14 protein-coding genes are annotated in these 17,795 nt (G+C 53.2%); 6 read left to right on the top strand and 8 right to left on the bottom strand.

What is annotated here, in order from left to right; all coding sequences use genetic code 11:
* The first annotated feature begins 171 nt into the window (after positions 1-171).
* The gene (locus HVX64_RS16805; RefSeq protein ID WP_042999845.1) at positions 172-2,412 is read left to right on the top strand and encodes a sensor domain-containing phosphodiesterase; all 2,241 of its coding nucleotides are present in this window, start codon (positions 172-174) and stop codon (positions 2,410-2,412) included.
* A 7-nt stretch (positions 2,413-2,419) separates the two neighbouring features.
* On the opposite strand, the gene ppx is transcribed toward HVX64_RS16805, so the two are convergent.
* From ppx to purM, 4 genes are all read right to left on the bottom strand, one after another.
* Complete coding sequence (gene ppx / locus HVX64_RS16800; RefSeq protein ID WP_042999846.1) at positions 2,420-3,961, bottom strand: exopolyphosphatase; 1,542 nt, start codon at positions 3,959-3,961, stop codon at positions 2,420-2,422.
* Positions 3,962-3,965: 4 nt separating this feature from the next.
* Positions 3,966-6,032: a polyphosphate kinase 1 gene (gene ppk1, locus HVX64_RS16795; RefSeq protein ID WP_042999847.1), complete on the bottom strand. Its 2,067-nt coding sequence runs from the start codon at positions 6,030-6,032 to the stop codon at positions 3,966-3,968.
* Between the two features lie 188 nt (positions 6,033-6,220).
* Positions 6,221-6,862 (bottom strand): phosphoribosylglycinamide formyltransferase, encoded by a 642-nt coding sequence (gene purN / locus HVX64_RS16790; protein WP_044328044.1) that lies wholly within the window; start codon positions 6,860-6,862, stop codon positions 6,221-6,223.
* Entirely contained in the window at positions 6,859-7,896 is a 1,038-nt protein-coding gene (gene purM, locus HVX64_RS16785; protein WP_044256983.1) for a phosphoribosylformylglycinamidine cyclo-ligase, read from the bottom strand. The genes purN and purM overlap by 4 nt, the downstream gene beginning before the upstream one ends.
* A gap of 262 nt (positions 7,897-8,158) precedes the next feature.
* Here purM and HVX64_RS16780 point away from each other — a divergent pair, with 262 nt between their 5' ends.
* The 4 genes from HVX64_RS16780 to HVX64_RS16765 all read left to right on the top strand — a co-directional run bounded on the left by HVX64_RS16780 (position 8,159) and on the right by HVX64_RS16765 (position 12,580).
* The gene (locus HVX64_RS16780; RefSeq protein ID WP_042999849.1) at positions 8,159-9,589 is read left to right on the top strand and encodes a 6-phospho-beta-glucosidase; all 1,431 of its coding nucleotides are present in this window, start codon (positions 8,159-8,161) and stop codon (positions 9,587-9,589) included.
* Between the two features lie 182 nt (positions 9,590-9,771).
* Positions 9,772-10,398 carry a uracil phosphoribosyltransferase gene (upp, locus tag HVX64_RS16775; RefSeq protein ID WP_003037929.1) on the top strand — a complete coding sequence of 209 codons (627 nt, stop codon included), beginning with the start codon at positions 9,772-9,774 and terminating at the stop codon, positions 10,396-10,398.
* A gap of 95 nt (positions 10,399-10,493) precedes the next feature.
* Positions 10,494-11,783 (top strand): uracil permease, encoded by a 1,290-nt coding sequence (gene uraA, locus HVX64_RS16770; protein WP_042999850.1) that lies wholly within the window; start codon positions 10,494-10,496, stop codon positions 11,781-11,783.
* A 95-nt stretch (positions 11,784-11,878) separates the two neighbouring features.
* Positions 11,879-12,580: a DnaA inactivator Hda gene (locus HVX64_RS16765; RefSeq protein ID WP_061069784.1), complete on the top strand. Its 702-nt coding sequence runs from the start codon at positions 11,879-11,881 to the stop codon at positions 12,578-12,580.
* Positions 12,581-12,699: 119 nt separating this feature from the next.
* Here HVX64_RS16765 and HVX64_RS16760 read toward each other — a convergent pair whose 3' ends face one another.
* The 3 genes from HVX64_RS16760 to celB are packed head-to-tail and all read right to left on the bottom strand — an operon-like array spanning position 12,700 to position 16,424.
* Positions 12,700-14,145 carry a leucyl aminopeptidase family protein gene (locus HVX64_RS16760; protein ID WP_044256921.1) on the bottom strand — a complete coding sequence of 482 codons (1,446 nt, stop codon included), beginning with the start codon at positions 14,143-14,145 and terminating at the stop codon, positions 12,700-12,702.
* Complete coding sequence (locus HVX64_RS16755) at positions 14,145-15,101, bottom strand: N(4)-(beta-N-acetylglucosaminyl)-L-asparaginase (RefSeq protein ID WP_042999853.1); 957 nt, start codon at positions 15,099-15,101, stop codon at positions 14,145-14,147. Before HVX64_RS16755 ends, HVX64_RS16760 begins: the two co-directional genes overlap by 1 nt.
* A gap of 3 nt (positions 15,102-15,104) precedes the next feature.
* Entirely contained in the window at positions 15,105-16,424 is a 1,320-nt protein-coding gene (celB, locus tag HVX64_RS16750; protein WP_042999854.1) for a PTS cellobiose transporter subunit IIC, read from the bottom strand.
* A gap of 156 nt (positions 16,425-16,580) precedes the next feature.
* Between celB and HVX64_RS16745 the strand changes: the two genes are divergently transcribed.
* Positions 16,581-17,423: a homeodomain-like domain protein gene (locus HVX64_RS16745; protein WP_044256919.1), complete on the top strand. Its 843-nt coding sequence runs from the start codon at positions 16,581-16,583 to the stop codon at positions 17,421-17,423.
* Here HVX64_RS16745 and arsC read toward each other — a convergent pair whose 3' ends face one another.
* Positions 17,424-17,783: an arsenate reductase (glutaredoxin) gene (arsC, locus tag HVX64_RS16740; RefSeq protein ID WP_042999856.1), complete on the bottom strand. Its 360-nt coding sequence runs from the start codon at positions 17,781-17,783 to the stop codon at positions 17,424-17,426.
* Positions 17,784-17,795: the final 12 nt, after the last annotated feature.

Genomic DNA, 17,795 nt, shown 5'->3' with positions numbered 1-17,795 from the left:
TAATAATTGATTAATGGGGACGGAATTATTTGATATACGTCAAAAATAACTTCCCGTTGATAACTAAAATCTGTGCGACATGTATGGTGAGTTTTTCATCTTAATTTTGACGTCAGGTGGGATGCCTGTCTGATTCACCCCTTAAGGATCCAGGGGTTCCGCTGAGCGTCTATGCGACTGAATAAAACTTATATTGCAATCAGAGATAAGTGGTGGGGACTGCCTCTGATTTTGCCTTCCCTGTTTTTACCGCTCGTGAGCCATACGAATACCTATGCGCATGTGGCCACCGGGGATGTCATCCTTTTCTACTTACCGTTATCACTCATGATGAGCCTGATGATTTTTTTCGGTTGGGCGGCATTACCCGGTATTGTTCTGGCGGTTTTTATTCGCAAATATCCGCAGGTAGGTCTGGCGGAAACATTGCCTGTTATTGCGCATTTTCTTATTGCTGTCGTGCTCAGTTGGGGCGGTTACCGTGTTTTTACGCCCCGACGTAACAACATCTCGCATGGTGACGCGCAGCTGGTCTTCCCCCGCATTTTTTGGCAAGTTTTTTGCCCCGCAACGCTATTTCTGGTGCTTTTCCAGTTCGCAGCCTTTGTGGGGTTGTATGAAAGCAAGTTGAGCTTAATGGGGGGAACACCATTTAACATCAACGCATTAATAAACTACCAGGGTATTCTGGTGGGCAATTTGATTGGTGTACCGCTCTTCTACTTTATTATTCGCGTTATTCGTAACCCGCTACATTTACGCGGCTATTATTCGCAATTAAAGTTACAGTTTGATGCCAAGGCCTCGCAAAAAGAGATCATTATTTGGTTGCTGGTATTGTCCGCTTTAATGTCTTTGCTTTGTATGCCACTGAATGAAAATAGTTCCATATTCAGCACGAACTATACTATGTCATTATTACTCCCGGTTATGTTATGGGGAGCGATGCGTTATGGCTATCGATTCATATCACTGCTATGGGCGCCAGTTTTAATTATTGCGATCCATAATTACAGAAGCTATACGCCCTATTATTCAGGTTACGATGTACAACTGGCGATTACCTCTTCCAGTTTCCTGGTTTTTTCTTTTATTGTGAATTACATGGCGGTGCTGGCGACGCGTCAGCGGATTGTGAGCAGTCGTGCCCGACGGCTTGCGTTTCTTGATCCGGTTGTCCATCTTCCCAATCTTCGTGCGCTCAACCGCGCGCTGAGAAATACGCCCTGGTCTGCGTTGTGCTTTCTGCGCGTTCCTGAACTCGAGTTTCTCGTGAAAAATTACGGAATAATGCTGCGTATCCAGTACAAGCAACAGCTCTCCCACTGGATTGCCGAAAAGTTGGGTCCTGATGAGCATGTTTACCAAATGTCCGGGCCTGACCTGCTGCTACGCTTAAATACAGAGTCACATCAGCAACGCATTGACGATCTGGATGAGCATATCAAGATGTTCCGGTTTGTCTGGGATGGCATGACGTTCCAGCCACAGGTGGGGATGAGCTATTGCTATGTGCGTTCCCCGGTAAATCACATTTACCTGTTGCTGGGGGAGTTGAGCACGACGGCTGAGCTGTCCATCATGACCAACACGCCGGAAAATTTAGAGCGTAGTGGTGCGATGAACATGCAGCGTAATCTGCGAGACAAAGTCGCAATGATGAACCGGTTACAGCATGCGCTGGAGCATGACCGTTTTTGTCTGATGGCGCAGCCAATCGAAGGGCTTCGCGGCGATGTTTATCATGAGATTTTACTGCGATTGCTGGATGATGACGGTGGCATGATCAACCCTGATGCCTTCCTGCCCGTCGCGCATGAGTTTGGTCTCTCCTCGAGAATTGATCTCTGGGTTATCGAACACACGTTACGCTTTATGGCGGAGAATCGTGCGCAGATGCCTGCCCGTCGCTTTGCGCTTAACCTGTCGGCGTCCTCGGTCTGTCGGGCCAGGTTTGCGCAGGATATCAGCAAACTACTGAGCAAATACCAGATCGAAGCCTGGCAATTGATATTTGAAGTGACAGAAAGTCAGGCGCTGATGAATGCCGGACAGGCGGAGGCAACGCTGCAAAACCTGCAACAACTGGGCTGCCAAATCGCTATTGATGACTTCGGTACGGGTTACGCCAGTTATGCAAGGCTGAAAAACGTTAACGCCAATATTCTGAAGATTGACGGTAGTTTCATCCGCAATATCGTTTCGAATAGCCTCGACTATCAGATTGTGGCCTCAATCTGTCATCTGGCGCGTATGAAGAAAATGCAGGTGGTCGCTGAATTTGTCGAAAGCGAGGAGATTCGCCATGCCGCGATCTCTCTGGGGATTGACTATATGCAGGGATATTTAATCGGGGTGCCGCAGCCGTTAAGCGACACGCTGAAAGAGCAGGTGCCAGTGACTGGCACCTGAGTGTGCTTCACGCGGCGATTTCCGGTGAGCGTTCTTCTTCAATTTTCAGACGCCAGCCGGTCACCGCTTCCCAGTATTGCTGTTCTTTTTCCAGATCGAGCAAAACCAGCGCGTTCTGGCTGAACCAGTCGTGAGGGAAACGCAGGGTCCAGTGGTTGTCATCGGTGATGAGCGTCAGCGTAGGCGGTGTGGTCGTGGCCTGGCGCTGGTTGTTCAGCAGTACGCCAAGACGCAATAGCTGAATGAGCGGCAGGAACTGCTTCTTCTTAAACAGCGTAAAACGGGGGAGATCGTCCAGCTTCACCGCCTTACGATGGTAGCGAACCAGCGTGGCCATCATGGTTTGCTGCTCCTGATTAAAACCAGGCAAATCGCTGTTTTGCAGGATATACGCCGAGTGACGGTGCAGGCCGCTGTGATTAATGTTCAGTCCAACCTCATGCAACATCGCTGCCCATTTCAGCAACGCTTCAAGCTGCGGATGCGCCAGCTTCGGCTGCTGCGTTTGCCATTGGTCATACATCTGCATCGTGGTTTCCAGCACGCGTCGCGCCTGTTCGCTGTCGATATTGTACTGATTCGCCAGGCTGCTGGCGGTGCGACTGCGGACATCCTGATGGCGGAAGCGACCTTCCATTTCGTACAGCACGCCTTCGCGCAGCGCACCATCGGAAAGGCGTAACTCGCGGATCGCCAGCGCATCAAAGACACCGCATAAAATCGCCAGACCTGGAACAAAGACCGCTTTTCGCTCTTCAGATAACCCCGGCAGGCTTAGCGACTCGAAACTGCGGTGTTGCAGCAGTTCGGTTACCAGTCGGTCCAGACGTTCTGGGGTGATGAACCCGTCTTTCTCGCCCATTTCTAAGAGTACTTCGTGCGCGGCTTTGATGGTGCCAGAGGCCCCCAGCGCAACGTTCCAGCCCTGAATACGGAATTGCCAGGTCAGGGTTTCAAGCTTCTGCGCCGCCGCCATTCTGGCACGCTGGAAGTTTTCCTTGCTGATGACGCCGCCGGGGAAATAGATCTGGGCAAAACTGACGCAACCCATACGACGGCTTTCAACCAGCTTCGGTTCGAAGTTTTCGCCAATGACCAGCTCCGTCGAGCCGCCGCCAATGTCGATGACCAGCTTGCGGCCTTTTTCCGGTTGCGTATGTTCTACGCCCATAAAGATCAGACGCGCTTCTTCATTACCGGAAATGATCTCGATCGGATAGGGGATAACCTTTTCCGCTCGTTTGAGAAAATCGGTGGCGTTTTGCGCCTGACGAAGCGTATGGGTACCGACAATACACACGCTGGAGGGGGCGAACCCCTGAAGACGTTCAGCAAACAGTGACAGGCAGCTTAGCCCGCGCTCCATTGCCTCTTCGCTCAGCATGTTGTCTTCGCCGAGACCATCCGCCAGATGCACGCGCTGTTTCAGGCGACCGATAATCTGCATGGCGCCATCCACCACACGGGCAATCACCATGTGAAAACTGTTTGAACCGAGGTCGACCGCCGCAAACTCCTGCGGTCGTGGGGTCTTATCATGTATTGGCATAGCGTTAGTCAGATTGCTCGAGTGATTTGATATAGTCGTAAATAGCCAGTTGCGACTGCACTTTGCGGCGGTTTCCACGCGGCACGTAGCGATTACTCAGTTCTTTATCGATGTAGCGGGCTTTTACCGTATCGCTGAACAGGATGTCAATAATATCCAGCACCCGCTGCTTCAGGCGCGGATCAAGCAGCGGCGTCGCCACCTCAATGCGGTAGTCGATGTTACGCGTCATCCAGTCGGCGGAAGAGAGATAGACCTGCTTATCGCCGCCGTTTTCGAAGATATACACCCGGTCATGCTCAAGATAACGGTCCACAATACTGATGACGCGGATATTATCGCTGATACCTTCCAGATTCGGAATAAGCGAGCACATACCACGAATCAACAGATTGACCGGTACACCTGAGCTGGAGGCGGCATACAGCCGATCGACCAGCCCTTTGTCCACCAGGTTATTCAGTTTCAGTGTGATGCCGGAGGGGAGTCCCTGTTGAGCGTTGGCGATTTCACGATCGATCATCTCATACAGCAGGCGGCGCGAGTTTTGCGGCGAGACCAGCAGATAATCAAACGTCACCGGGCGATACGGGTTCTCGATAAAATTGAACACCCGACGGACTTCGTTAGTGATCCGCGCGTCGGCGGTCAACAGCGAATAGTCGGTATACAGACGCGCGGTTTTTTCGTTGAAGTTACCGGTGCCGATATGGGCGTAACGCACCACCTCTTCGCCTTCTTTGCGCGAAATCAGGAACAGCTTGGCGTGAATTTTTAAGCCGGGCGCGGAGAAGATGACATGCACGCCCGCTTCCGTCAGGCGTTTCGCCCAGTGAATGTTGGCCTCTTCATCAAATCGTGCCTGTAACTCCACCACAACGGTCACTTTTTTACCGTTATGGGCGGCGTGGATCATTGAGTCGATGATCCGCGAGTCTTTTGCCACGCGGTAGATGTTGATTTTGATTGCCAGCACGCTCGGGTCAAACGAGGCCTGGCGCAGCAGTTCCAGAACGTGCTCAAAGGTGTGATACGGATAGTAAAGCAACACATCGCGTTCACGAATGGCGTCAAATCCGTTACGGAACTTCTCTTTATCAAACCAGATATGGCGTAAGCGCGGCAGCGGCTTATTCACCAGATTGGCTTTGCCGACATTAGGGAAGTTAATGAAATCTTTGAAGTTGTGATAACGCCCGCCGGGAACGATAGAGTCATAGCGTGAAATCGTCAGCTTCTCGCGCAGCACTTCGACCAGTGCATTAGGCATGTCGCGCTGATAAACAAAACGCACCGGCTCGGCGGTCAGACGCTGTTTCAGGCTGGAGGACATCAGCTCCATCAGGCTGGATTCCATCTCGTGCACCAGATCGTACTCGGCGTCACGGGTCATCTTCATGGAATAGGCATTCAGTGCGTCATAATCAAAGAAGCCCTTAAAGATGTCGTCCAGACAGTAGCGCAGAATGTTATCCAGCAGGATCATTGGCTTACGGCGACGCGGGGCTTCCGGCGGCAGATTCACAAAGCGTGGAACCTTGTCTGACGGAATTTCCAGCAGCGCATAGCGAATGGTGTCGCCGCGAATAATTTCGACTGCCAGATAGGTGTAGTCATCCTTCAGGAACTGTACCAGATCCGTTTCGCGGTTAATTAAAATTGGGGTGATGTGCTGGCGCAGATACTGCTTAAAATAGTGGCGCAGCCAGCTTTGCTGATTGACTGACAGTTGACGCTCGTTGATCAGGAAGATCTGATTACGCGCCATCTCCAGCAGCAGTTCGTTATACAGGCCATCGAATTCCTGGTCGGCTTTCAGTACGCGGGACTGGATTTTGCCTAACAGGTGGCGAGAATGTGAATTTGAACCCTGTTCTTCGCTGATGATGATGCGACGTTTGAGCTCTGCGAAGCGAACTTTGTAGAATTCATCCAGGTTATTGGAATAGATGCCTAAGAAACGCATCCGTTCAATTAGCGGGTTTGATTTATCCGCGGCTTCCTGAAGCACACGTTCGTTGAACGCTAACCAGCTGAGCTCTTTCTCGATATAAAGCTTTTCCTGACCCATTAATACTTATACTCCGTTTTATTCACGGGACACTGCCTGATTATTATGGCGAGCATTGCGCTCAGATGTCCAACTGTGCCAGAAAAATATGACAATAAACCGTCTGATCGCAAAGGGGAAGGGGGACTGGAGGTCTGAAGAGAAGCGCTGGCCGGATAAGGGATGACATCCGTTATCCGGCACCGTTTTTACTCGTCGGCAGCGTAGCCCTGTGGCGGCAGGCGAACACCGTCCAGCCAGGCGGCGTTATCGCGCATTTTCAGCCGTCCGTCCACAAACCAACTGACGACCAGCGGGTAAATGGCGTGTTCCTGAACCTGAACGCGGGCGGTGATTTCATCTTCGTCATCGCCCTCAAAAACCGGAACTTTGGACTGCAAAATGACCGGTCCGCCGTCGAGCTCGTCAGTGACAAAGTGGACCGAGGTGCCGTGTTCCTCATCGCCGTTTTCCAGCGCCTGACGGTGGGTGTGCAAACCGGGATATTTGGGCAACAGGGAAGGGTGAATATTCAGCAGTCGACCGTTATAGTGCGCGACGAACGCCGGGCTCAGAATGCGCATAAAACCGGCCAGCACCACAACGTCAGGCGCATACGCGTCGATCTCAAGGATCAGCTCGCGGTCAAATGCTTCACGGCTGGAAAACTGATCCGCCGTTAGCGTATGGGCCGGGATTGCCGCTTTTCTGGCACGCTCAAGGCCGAACGCGTCGGCCTTGTTGCTGAATACTGCCCGCAGGGTGCCATTGATTTTCTTCTCTTTGCAGGCATCAATAATCGCCTGCAAATTGCTTCCGTTACCGGAAATAAGCACCACAATATTCATTATTCAATAACCACGCGCTGCGCGGAATCGGAAGCCTTGATGACGCCGAGCTTCCAGGCTTTTTCACCTTTTGCCTTCAGCAGGGTAAGGGCGTTGTCTACTTCTGCCGCCGGAAGAGCAATGACCATGCCGACGCCGCAGTTAAAGGTACGATACATTTCATGCTGGCTGACGTTACCGGCGCTTTGCAGCCAGTTAAAAACAGCTGGCCACTGCCAGGAGGATTCATCGATCACCGCCTGCGTGTTGTCCGGCAGTACGCGCGGAATGTTTTCCCAGAAGCCGCCGCCGGTCAGGTGCGCGATAGCGTGCACATCAACCTTTTCAATCAATTCCAGAATCGATTTCACGTAGATGCGGGTCGGCGCCAGCAGGTGGTCGGCCAACGGTTTGCCTTCCAGAACCGTCGTTTCTGGATCGCAGCCGCTGACTTCAACAATTTTACGTACCAGTGAGTAACCGTTGGAGTGCGGACCGCTGGAACCCAGTGCAATCAACACATCGCCATCGGCCACTTTGGAACCGTCAATGATGTCTGATTTTTCGACCACGCCGACGCAGAAACCCGCGACGTCATAATCTTCACCGTGATACATCCCCGGCATTTCAGCGGTTTCCCCGCCGACCAGCGCGCAGCCGGATTGCAGGCAGCCTTCGGCGATACCGTTAATCACGCTGGCTGCGGTATCCACATCCAGTTTGCCAGTGGCGTAGTAGTCGAGGAAAAACAGCGGCTCAGCACCCTGAACGACCAGGTCGTTGACGCACATCGCCACGAGATCAATGCCGATGGTATCGTGACGCTTCAGATCCATCGCCAGACGCAGTTTTGTCCCGACGCCATCAGTACCGGAAACCAGCACTGGTTCACGATATTTTTGCGGCAATGCGCACAGCGCACCGAAGCCACCCAAACCACCCATCACTTCCGGGCGGCGAGTTTTCTTCACTACGCCTTTGATTCGATCCACCAGAGCATTACCCGCGTCAATATCAACACCGGCATCTTTGTAGCTAAGAGAGGTTTTATCGGTCACTGCCTGGTTCCCCACGTTTTCTTACGGTAAAAGTAAAATTCGGCGCAATTCTAGCAGGGAAAGCAAACGTTTGCGAGCCTGTGTTGCATCCGTTTTTATCTGTCGAGATTTGCTGCATTTTCTCCGCGGCGCGGTGTTTTTATGACCTGAACCACGAAAATGAAACCGGGTTCAGTTTCACCCTTGAAAGCAGTGCCGGGATTGCTCAGTATCATACTGAAACCGGTTTCTGTTTTGTCATAGCAAATTAACGAGGGAAACTATGTCTGGATTTAACGCGAATTTCATGTGGGGCGGGGCGGTCGCCGCTCATCAGCTTGAGGGCGGCTGGCAGGAAGGCGGAAAAGGGATCAGCGTTGCTGACGTCATGACGGCGGGCGCTCATGGCGTGGCGCGAGAAATTACCGATGGCGTGCTGCCCGGCAAAAACTACCCTAACCACGAGGCGATCGATTTTTATCATCGCTACAAAGAAGACATTAAGCTTTTCGCGGAAATGGGCTTTAAATGTTTCCGGACGTCCATTGCCTGGACGCGCATTTTCCCACTTGGGGATGAAACGCAGCCAAACGAGGCGGGACTGCAATTTTACGACGATCTGTTTGATGAATGCCTGAAGTATGGCATTGAACCGGTAATTACCCTGTCGCATTTCGAGATGCCCTACCATCTGGTGACGGAGTATGGCGGCTGGCGCAACCGGAAGCTGATCGACTTTTTTGTCCGCTTTGCGAAGGTCGTCTTTACCCGCTATCAGGGCAAAGTGAAGTACTGGATGACCTTCAATGAGATCAACAACCAGGCCAATTACCATGAGGATTTTGCACCGTTCACGAACTCCGGCCTGAAGTATCAGCCAGGTGAAGATCGTGAACCGGTAATGTACCAGGCGGCGCACTATGAACTGGTGGCCAGTGCGCTGGCGGTGAAGGCGGCACGAGAAATTAACCCGGCATTGCAGATCGGCTGCATGATCGCCATGTGCCCCATCTACCCACTGACCTGTGCGCCAAACGACATGATGATGGCGATGAACGCCATGCACCGTCGCTACTGGTTTACCGATGTGCATGTGCGGGGGAAATATCCGCAGCATATACTCAACTATTTTACGCGCCGCGAGTTTGACCTCGATATCACGGAAGAAGATCGTGTTGCTCTGTCCGAAGGCTGCGTCGACTACATCGGTTTTAGCTATTACATGTCGTTTGTCACCAAAGCGACAGACGATAACCCGCAACTCGATTATGACGAGAGCAAAAGTCTGGTCTCCAATCCCTACGTACAGAAATCGGACTGGGGCTGGCAGATTGATCCGGTGGGATTGCGCTATTCGCTGAACTGGTTCTGGGATCACTACCAGTTGCCGTTGTTTATCGTTGAGAACGGGTTTGGTGCGATTGATGTTCAGTTGCCTGACGGCACCGTGGATGACAGCTACCGTATCGAGTATATGGCGGCACATCTTCGTGAAATGAAAAAAGCGGTGGAAGAGGATGGCGTGGATCTCATGGGGTACACGCCGTGGGGATGTATCGATCTGGTCTCTGCGGGAACGGGAGAGATGAAAAAGCGTTACGGGTTTATCTACGTTGATAAAAATAATGACGGCAGTGGGACACTGGCGCGCAGCCGTAAGAAATCATTCGCCTGGTATCAGCAGGTGATAAAAAGTAACGGTGAATCCCTCTGATTTCAGCCACTTGATACTTGGCCCCGCACAGAATGCGGGGCGTGTTTTATACTCATCACCCAAACGTATACTACTTTGCTTGATCCAGGTCATGCATACGTTATGTTGCGCCAGAGAGGAAAAGCGGTATAATCCGGCGATTTTTTTTGTGGTTGCCACTCGTCTGAGGAAAGGAGAAGAGTATGAAGATCGTGGAAGTCAAACACCCACTCGTCAAACACAAGCTGGGTCTGATGCGTGAGAACGATATCAGCACCAAACGCTTTCGTGAACTCGCCTCGGAAGTAGGCAGTCTGCTGACCTACGAAGCGACTGCGGGCCTGGAAACCGAAAAAGTAACCATTGAAGGCTGGAATGGTCCGGTCGAAGTGGATCAAATCAAAGGCAAAAAAATTACCGTTGTACCTATCCTGCGTGCCGGTCTGGGCATGATGGAAGGCGTGCTGGAAAACGTACCCAGCGCACGTATCAGTGTGGTCGGCATGTACCGCAACGAAGAAACGCTTGAGCCGGTCCCGTATTTCCAGAAGCTGGTGTCCAATATCGACGAGCGCATGGCGCTGATCGTCGACCCGATGCTGGCAACCGGGGGTTCTGTTATCGCCACTATCGATCTGCTGAAAAAAGCGGGCTGCAGCAGCATCAAAGTGCTGGTGCTGGTGGCGGCGCCGGAAGGGATCGCCGCGCTGGAAAAAGCGCATCCGGATGTGGAACTCTACACCGCGTCGATCGACCAGGGCCTGAACGAGCACGGATACATTATTCCGGGGCTGGGTGATGCCGGCGATAAGATTTTTGGTACGAAGTAAGTGAATAACTGATAAATAGCCGACTCTAAGAGTCGGCTTTTTTTTGAATAAAACAACTCAACGATTCATAACAAACACACTCAGAGGAAAACACTATGACGCGCCGTGCTATCGGGGTGAGTGAAAGACCGCCACTTTTACAGACAATCCCGCTTAGTTTGCAACACCTGTTCGCCATGTTTGGCGCAACCGTGCTGGTGCCAGTTCTGTTTCATATCAACCCGGCTACCGTTCTGTTGTTCAACGGGATCGGGACCTTGCTGTATCTCTTTATCTGTAAAGGAAAAATTCCTGCCTATTTAGGTTCAAGCTTCGCGTTTATCTCACCGGTTCTGCTGCTGTTGCCGTTGGGATACGAAGTGGCGCTGGGCGGTTTCATCATGTGTGGTGTGCTGTTCTGCCTGGTTTCTTTCATTGTCAAGAAAGCGGGAACCGGCTGGCTGGACGTGATGTTTCCTCCTGCGGCAATGGGCGCAATCGTTGCCGTCATCGGTCTTGAACTGGCAGGCGTGGCCGCTGGTATGGCTGGATTGCTGCCTGCGGAAGGACAATCTGCGGATTCGAAGACCATCATTATCTCGATGGTGACGCTGGCGGTGACCGTGTTTGGCTCGGTGCTGTTTCGTGGTTTCCTTGCGATTATCCCGATCCTGATTGGGGTACTGGCAGGTTATGCACTGTCATTTGCGATGGGCGTGGTTGATACCACACCGATTGCCGAGGCGCACTGGTTTGCGCTGCCGACCTTCTACACGCCGCGCTTTGAGTGGTTCGCCATTCTGACTATTCTGCCTGCGGCGCTGGTGGTGATTGCCGAACACGTCGGTCACCTCGTGGTCACGGCGAATATCGTCAAAAAAGATCTGGTTCGCGACCCGGGCCTGCATCGCTCGATGTTTGCCAACGGTTTGTCGACGGTGATTTCTGGCTTCTTTGGCTCCACGCCGAACACCACCTACGGTGAGAACATTGGTGTAATGGCAATCACCCGTGTTTACAGTACCTGGGTAATTGGCGGCGCGGCGATTTTCGCGATTCTGCTGTCCTGCGTCGGGAAACTGGCGGCGGCGATCCAGATCATTCCGCTACCGGTGATGGGTGGGGTGTCATTGCTGCTGTACGGGGTGATCGGGGCATCCGGTATTCGCGTGCTGATTGAATCGAAAGTGGATTACAACAAAGCGCAGAACCTGATCCTGACCTCTGTCATTCTGATCATTGGCGTCAGCGGCGCGAAAGTGCACATTGGCGCGGCGGAGCTGAAAGGAATGGCGCTGGCGACGATCGTTGGGATCGGTCTGAGCCTGATCTTCAAGCTGATTTCTGTCCTGCGCCCGGAAGAAGTGGTGTTGGACGCGGAAGATGCGGATACGCCGAAGCCGTAAAATGGGATCCGGGCAGTGATGCTGCCCGGTTCTAACGCGACGGAATTCTGTGGTAAACTCATCACGATTTTAATGAAATCTGGGTTGAGGTCTCTCTGAACACACCGGCACAGCTCTCTTTGCCACTTTATCTGCCTGACGACGAAACGTTTGCAAGTTTCTGGCCGGGAGATAACGCCTCTTTACTGGCCGCACTGCAAAACGTGCTGCGCCAGGAGCATAGCGGATACATCTATCTCTGGTCGCGTGAAGGCGCCGGCCGCAGCCATTTGCTGCATGCTGCCTGTGCTGAATTATCGCAGCGTGGTGATGCCGTGGGCTATGTGCCGCTGGACAAGCGCACCTGGTTTGTACCGGAAGTGCTCGACGGGATGGAACACCTGTCGTTAGTCTGTATCGACAATATTGAATGTGTCGCGGGTGATGAAGAGTGGGAGATGGCGATTTTTGATCTCTACAACCGCATTCTGGAATCCGGAAAAACGCGGTTACTGATCACCGGCGATCGTCCTCCACGGCAGTTAAAGCTGGGGTTGCCCGATCTGGCCTCGCGTCTGGATTGGGGGCAAATCTACAAGCTGCAACCGCTGTCGGATGAAGATAAGCTGCAGGCGCTACAGCTACGCGCCCGACTGCGCGGATTTGAACTCCCGGAAGACGTGGGGCGCTTCTTGCTCAAACGGCTCGACAGAGAAATGCGCACGCTGTTTATGACGCTCGATCAGCTTGATCACGCCTCCATCTCCGCGCAGCGCAAATTGACCATTCCGTTCGTGAAAGAAATTCTGAAGCTCTAGCCGAAATACAAGATTACGCATCGCAGTCGGTCTGATAAGCGTAGCACCATCGGGCAGAACGGTACGGATGCCGGAGGGCGACGTCGCCTTATCCGGCCTGATTACCCAAACAAACGCCCTCACTCAGAGGGTGACTCCTCAACTGCCAGATCGTTAAGTAAATGCTGCATCAGCAGTGGAATCGGCCTGCCCGACGCCACGCTTCTTCCTCCTTCGCGCCACAACGCCGTACCGCTGACGTCGAGATGCGCCCATGGAATCGTCGCCGGACAAAAATGATGAAGCAGCCAGGCCGCCGATGCGCTGATTGCCGCGTTGTTAGTCGGCGTATTGCACAGATCGGCAATCGCGCTCTCCGTTTGTTTTTTCAGGTGAGCGTCCAATGGCAGCGACCAGACTCTATCTCCGCTCTGCTCACCGGCAACGGTTAACGCCGCACGCAGCGCGCTATCCTGGGTCATCAATCCACTCAGCTCATAGCCCAGCGCTTTCACCACGGCGCCGGTCAGCGTTGCTAAATCAATGATATAGCGAGTCTCTTTGTGGCGCTGGCTGGCCCAGGCAATGGCGTCAGCAAGTACCAGTCGTCCTTCGGCGTCGGTGTTGTTGATCTCCACCGTCATCCCGTTACAGGCGCGTGCTACGTTACCCGGTTGCATGGCGTCGGGACCAATGGCGTTTTCCGCCAGCGCCAGTACGCCCATGACTCGAACCGGCAGCGCCAGCCGGGCAATACTCAGCATCAGCCCAAGCACGTTGGCTGCGCCGCACATGTCGTACTTCATGGTGTACATGCCCGCGCCTTCTTTCAGCCACAAACCGCCGGTGTCGAAAGTGATGCCTTTCCCGACATAGCTGCGCACCGGGCCGCTGCTGACGCCGTCGTAATGAATCGCCAGCAGGCGGGGCGGGCGGCTGGAGCCTTTCCCCACGGCGTGCAGCAAGCCAAGGCCTTGCGCTACGATGGCTTGTTCGTCCAGCACTTCGCAGCGCAGGTCAGGGTAAGCCGCGCATAGACGTTGGGCCTCTTCGACAACGACCTGCGGCGTACACTGCTCGGATGGCATATCCGCCAGGCGGCGGGCGGCGACCATGCCGTTGGCAATGGCCTGCTGCCGACGGAAAATTTCCTCTAACGCTTCCTGCTGTTCGGGTAAACAAAGCGCCGTTATGTGGTCGAGTCGTATCGTCGCGTTGTCTGTAGTTTTCAGTTGCAGGTCGTCAAGGCGATGTACCTGATTGAACAGAAAACGCAGAACCTGAAGCAGCACGGTTTCGTGTATTTCGCGAACATCAATGATCACGTGAGAACTGACCGGCGTGGTGAACAGTGGACGTAATGCGTTCAGCAAACCGTCGGTCAGGTTGTCCTGCCACAGTGCTGATGGAATGAGGGTGATGCGTTTGTAAGGGGCGCAGCCAAAACAGGTATCCGCCATGTTACCCGTGGCACGCATTTCGTTTATCAGCGCGGTGTCTGGTAACTGTTGGCTTGTGGGACGGGCAATCAGGTGCGCGTTGGGTTGCGCCTCTGAAAGGGACTGAATGAACTGATATGTCATCATTATTCTTCCTCTATTGGCGCACGGATCCGTGCCGCATAGGCCTGCATCCACGCCTCATCGACTGGCTGGTAATACGTCTTTTCGTGCCGACGTTCCGCGAGATAGACGGTGAGTGGATGACTGGCGGTGGCAACGGTAAACGAGAAGGTTTTGATATTGGTCGCCGCGCCAAATTCTCCCCGGTGATTCATACACACGACGGATAAATCGCCCACCCTGCCAAAGCGGGACATCAGGTTGTCCTCCAGTTCAAAAACCACTGAGTCCGCAGCCTGCTGCGGCGTCATGCCCTGTGCCATACGGCGAACGATTTCGTAGCTGGTGCAACCCTTCATCAGGTCTTCGCCAACGCCAGTGGCGGTCGCGGCGCCGATTTGACTGTCGCAGTAGAAGCCGGAACCAATAATCGGGGAATCTCCCAGACGACCGCGTTTTTTCATAAACAGACCGCTGGTGGAGGTCGCCACGCTCATCGAACCTTGTGTGTCCAGTCCGATAATGCCGACGGTATCATGGCCGTCATAAGGACTCAGTCCCTTATCCAGCGTCTCGCGGCAGCGTTTGCGATAGTGTTGGATGGCACGGTCGGTAAGCATGGTTTTTTCTGCAAACCCCTGGCTTAACGCCCATTCTCGGGCACCCTGGCCGACAAGCAGGCTGTTATACCGTTGACGACTCAGGGCGTGCGCAACGCGTACCGGATTGGCGATATCCACGAGATTGCCCACGGCGCCGAACGCCAGCGTGTCGCCATCCATGAATGCGGCATCCAGTTCCACCTCACCCTTTTCGGTTGGCAGTCCGCCGTAGCCAACGGACTTGTATAATGGGAAGTCCTCAACTGCGGCAACGGCATCGACTACCGCACTGGCCGCTGTTTGGCCTGCAGCCAGCGCGGAAGCGGACTCAGTAACGCCTTCAAGCGCCATTCGCCAGGTGGCGATAATTCCCCACATGTTTTACTCCTGTTTAACGGGTGTACTCTCGTTTTGGGCCAGCGTGGTGACTTCCGCCGCGCGGTACTGTTTATCGACAATGCGCATAAATGGCAGATAGAGCATTGCGCCAATCAGTAAATTGATGATCTGCATGACGCTACCGCTGAGATGGCCTGTGACGATAAAACCACTGATAACCGGCGGCAGCGTCCATGGAATAAACACGCCCGTCGTGACGGCAACAGCGCCAATTTTCATTGCGACGTACTGGATGGTGACTAACACCAGAGGCACCAGGTTGAACGGTATTAGCATGATGGGGTTCATGATGACCGGCAGACCGAACAGAATGGGTTCGTTGATATTGAAAATCGATGCGCCGGCTCCCAGTCGGGCCACTTCCCGCATGTTTTTACTGCGGGCAAAAATCAGCATTGCGATAACCAGCGATAAGGTTGCGCCAGCGCCCCCCATCCAGATCATGTCAAAAAACTGCTCGGTGATAATATGCGGTGGCGTAACGCCCGCCTGAATGGCGGCGATGTTATCCGTCTGGTTCTCCATCCACAGTGGCCGGATAATGCCGTTGATCATTGAGCCTGAGTTAATCCCTACCGACCATAAAATCGTAATGCTGAAAACCGTCATCAGCGCGCCAAAATAGGAGGTGCCATAGTGACGAACCGGCGTCGCAACCACTTCATAGATAAAGCGGTGAATTGTCTGGTAGTGGGTATTTTCAAACAGGATGCGAATAATCAGCACCAGGATCATTACCAACAGGGCGGGGATCAGCGCGGCAAATGATTCCTGCACGGCAGGCGGAACCCCTTCGGGCATCTTGATGACCAGTTTTTTGCGTTTCAGCCAGCAGAACAATTCTGTCCACAGCAACGAGCCAATCATTGCCACAAATAGCCCTTTAGTGCCGATCCATTCTACTGGTATCACGGTGATGCCGCCGTTATCCGCAACTTTGATAAACGGGGTGAGGATCAGGAAGCAGACCAGCGCCAGGATGCCGCAGGAGATACGGTCTTCACCGTAATGTTCCGCCAGACGGTAGGCAACCAGGAAACTGATGAACAGTGACATCGTTGAGAACACCGCGTTAAACGGGATCTCGATAATACTGCTCCAGCTTTCACCAAACGCGCCAGACATAAATTGCTGATAGGTCTGGTTCGGAAAGGAGGAAATAACCAGCAGAATGGAGCCGACGATAATGAACGGCATAAAGGAAACATAGGCGCCGCGGATCGCGCCCAGGTGACGCTGCTGCGCCGTTTTGGCCGCAAGCGGCATCAGTTTTGCTTCAAGAAATCCCAGAACATTGTTCATTGTGAACTCCGTACAAGATCGGATGAGAGTATTTATGGTATGCCAGAGGATTATCAGGGAAGCTCCGCAGTCGAAAGGTGAATCTGGTCACAATGTGTTCGCCTTATAAATATAAATCTCATATCATTAGTTATCTCTTTGGAAAAGGATTTGGCGATGGAAATAAAACTGCATGCCAATGCCACCACGACACCGCGCATCCGTCGTTATCTGCAGCAGTCGGATAAAAGCGACAGAGCGCTGGCCACTGAGCTGGGGATTTCCGTCACCACGGTCAGGCGCTGGCGACAACGTGAGCAGACTGCCGATCGGCAAACTACGCCGAAAGTGATACACAAAGCGATGAGACAAGAGCAGATTGCGCTGATTAACGGACTGCGGGATGCGACCGGCGCGCCGTTAGATGAGCTTTTGTTACTGGTCAATGAAGGGCTGGGCATTCACGTTTCCCGTGCGACGCTAAATCGTTATCTTAAACCTGCAAGGTTGATGCGTCAGGGGACACCTTTGCAGGGGAAAAAGGCACTGAAGGCCGGGCATTTCCCTCATGTGCTTGAGGTGCATCACCTCCCGCTTTCACTGCATATGGAGGATAGCGGGGAGCATCATGTGCTCTGGGCTCGTGAACCGGTGAGCGGCTGGTGCTACGCGCGACTGTATGCCGGGATTTCGCCGCATCTGGTCATGAAATGGCTGGATGCGCTGCTGACAGCCTGTCCAGCTGATATACAATCTATTGAGACATTCTTTTCTGACACCTATCTTGATGGGCTGGAACAGGGGCTGATAGCACGAGGGATGACGCACAACATAAACCATAACGTGCAGAATGCGATTCAGGTTAACCTTCCACTGGTGGCGATTGTGCCGCGGGTAAAGGACGTATCAGCCAGTCAACTGCTGGCAGAGATTTGCGAAAGTTATAATACCGGCAAGGCGCAGAAAAAACTGGGGGAGATGACGCCGCAGGCTTTTCTCGAAGCACTACGGCGGGAGTGATTAGCCGATGATTTCCAGCACGTGTTCCGGTGGACGGCCAATACGCGCCTGGCCGTTCGCCACTACAATTGGACGTTCCATCAGTTTCGGGTGTTCCACCATCGCCTGAATCAATTCATCTTCACTCAGACTGCTGTCAGCCAGGTTGAGCGACGCGTAGAGATCCTCTTTTCGGCGCATCAGTTCCCGGGCGCTTTCCATGCCCAGCATCTTCAACAACTGACGCAGCGTTGCGGCATCGGCAGGCGTTTCCAGGTAAAGCACCACTTCTGGCTCCACACCGTGCGATTGCAGCAGGTTCAGCGTTTCGCGGCTCTTGGAGCAGCGCGGGTTATGGTAGATTTTTACGGCCTTTGACATGGAGAATCCTTT

It is taken from the genome of Citrobacter sp. RHB20-C16, assembly GCF_013890155.1.
In the GTDB taxonomy this organism is placed as follows: Bacteria; Pseudomonadota; Gammaproteobacteria; order Enterobacterales; family Enterobacteriaceae; genus Citrobacter_A; species Citrobacter_A amalonaticus.
The sequence above is the reverse complement of the archived record's forward strand: the minus strand, read 5'-3'. Positions and strand labels throughout refer to the sequence as shown.

What these genes read in the sequence shown, in the direction of transcription:
- ppk1 (WP_042999847.1), bottom strand. Translation starts at nt 6,032, where the DNA reads ATGGGTCAGGAAAAGCTTTATATCGAGAAAGAGCTCAGCTGGTTAGCG.
- ppx (WP_042999846.1), bottom strand. Translation starts at nt 3,961, where the DNA reads ATGCCAATACATGATAAGACCCCACGACCGCAGGAGTTTGCGGCGGTC.
- upp (WP_003037929.1), top strand. Translation starts at nt 9,772, where the DNA reads ATGAAGATCGTGGAAGTCAAACACCCACTCGTCAAACACAAGCTGGGT.
- celB (WP_042999854.1), bottom strand. Translation starts at nt 16,424, where the DNA reads ATGAACAATGTTCTGGGATTTCTTGAAGCAAAACTGATGCCGCTTGCG.
- HVX64_RS16780 (WP_042999849.1), top strand. Translation starts at nt 8,159, where the DNA reads ATGTCTGGATTTAACGCGAATTTCATGTGGGGCGGGGCGGTCGCCGCT.
- HVX64_RS16805 (WP_042999845.1), top strand. Translation starts at nt 172, where the DNA reads ATGCGACTGAATAAAACTTATATTGCAATCAGAGATAAGTGGTGGGGA.
- HVX64_RS16755 (WP_042999853.1), bottom strand. Translation starts at nt 15,101, where the DNA reads ATGTGGGGAATTATCGCCACCTGGCGAATGGCGCTTGAAGGCGTTACT.
- arsC (WP_042999856.1), bottom strand. Translation starts at nt 17,783, where the DNA reads ATGTCAAAGGCCGTAAAAATCTACCATAACCCGCGCTGCTCCAAGAGC.
- HVX64_RS16760 (WP_044256921.1), bottom strand. Translation starts at nt 14,145, where the DNA reads ATGATGACATATCAGTTCATTCAGTCCCTTTCAGAGGCGCAACCCAAC.
- HVX64_RS16745 (WP_044256919.1), top strand. Translation starts at nt 16,581, where the DNA reads ATGGAAATAAAACTGCATGCCAATGCCACCACGACACCGCGCATCCGT.
- uraA (WP_042999850.1), top strand. Translation starts at nt 10,494, where the DNA reads ATGACGCGCCGTGCTATCGGGGTGAGTGAAAGACCGCCACTTTTACAG.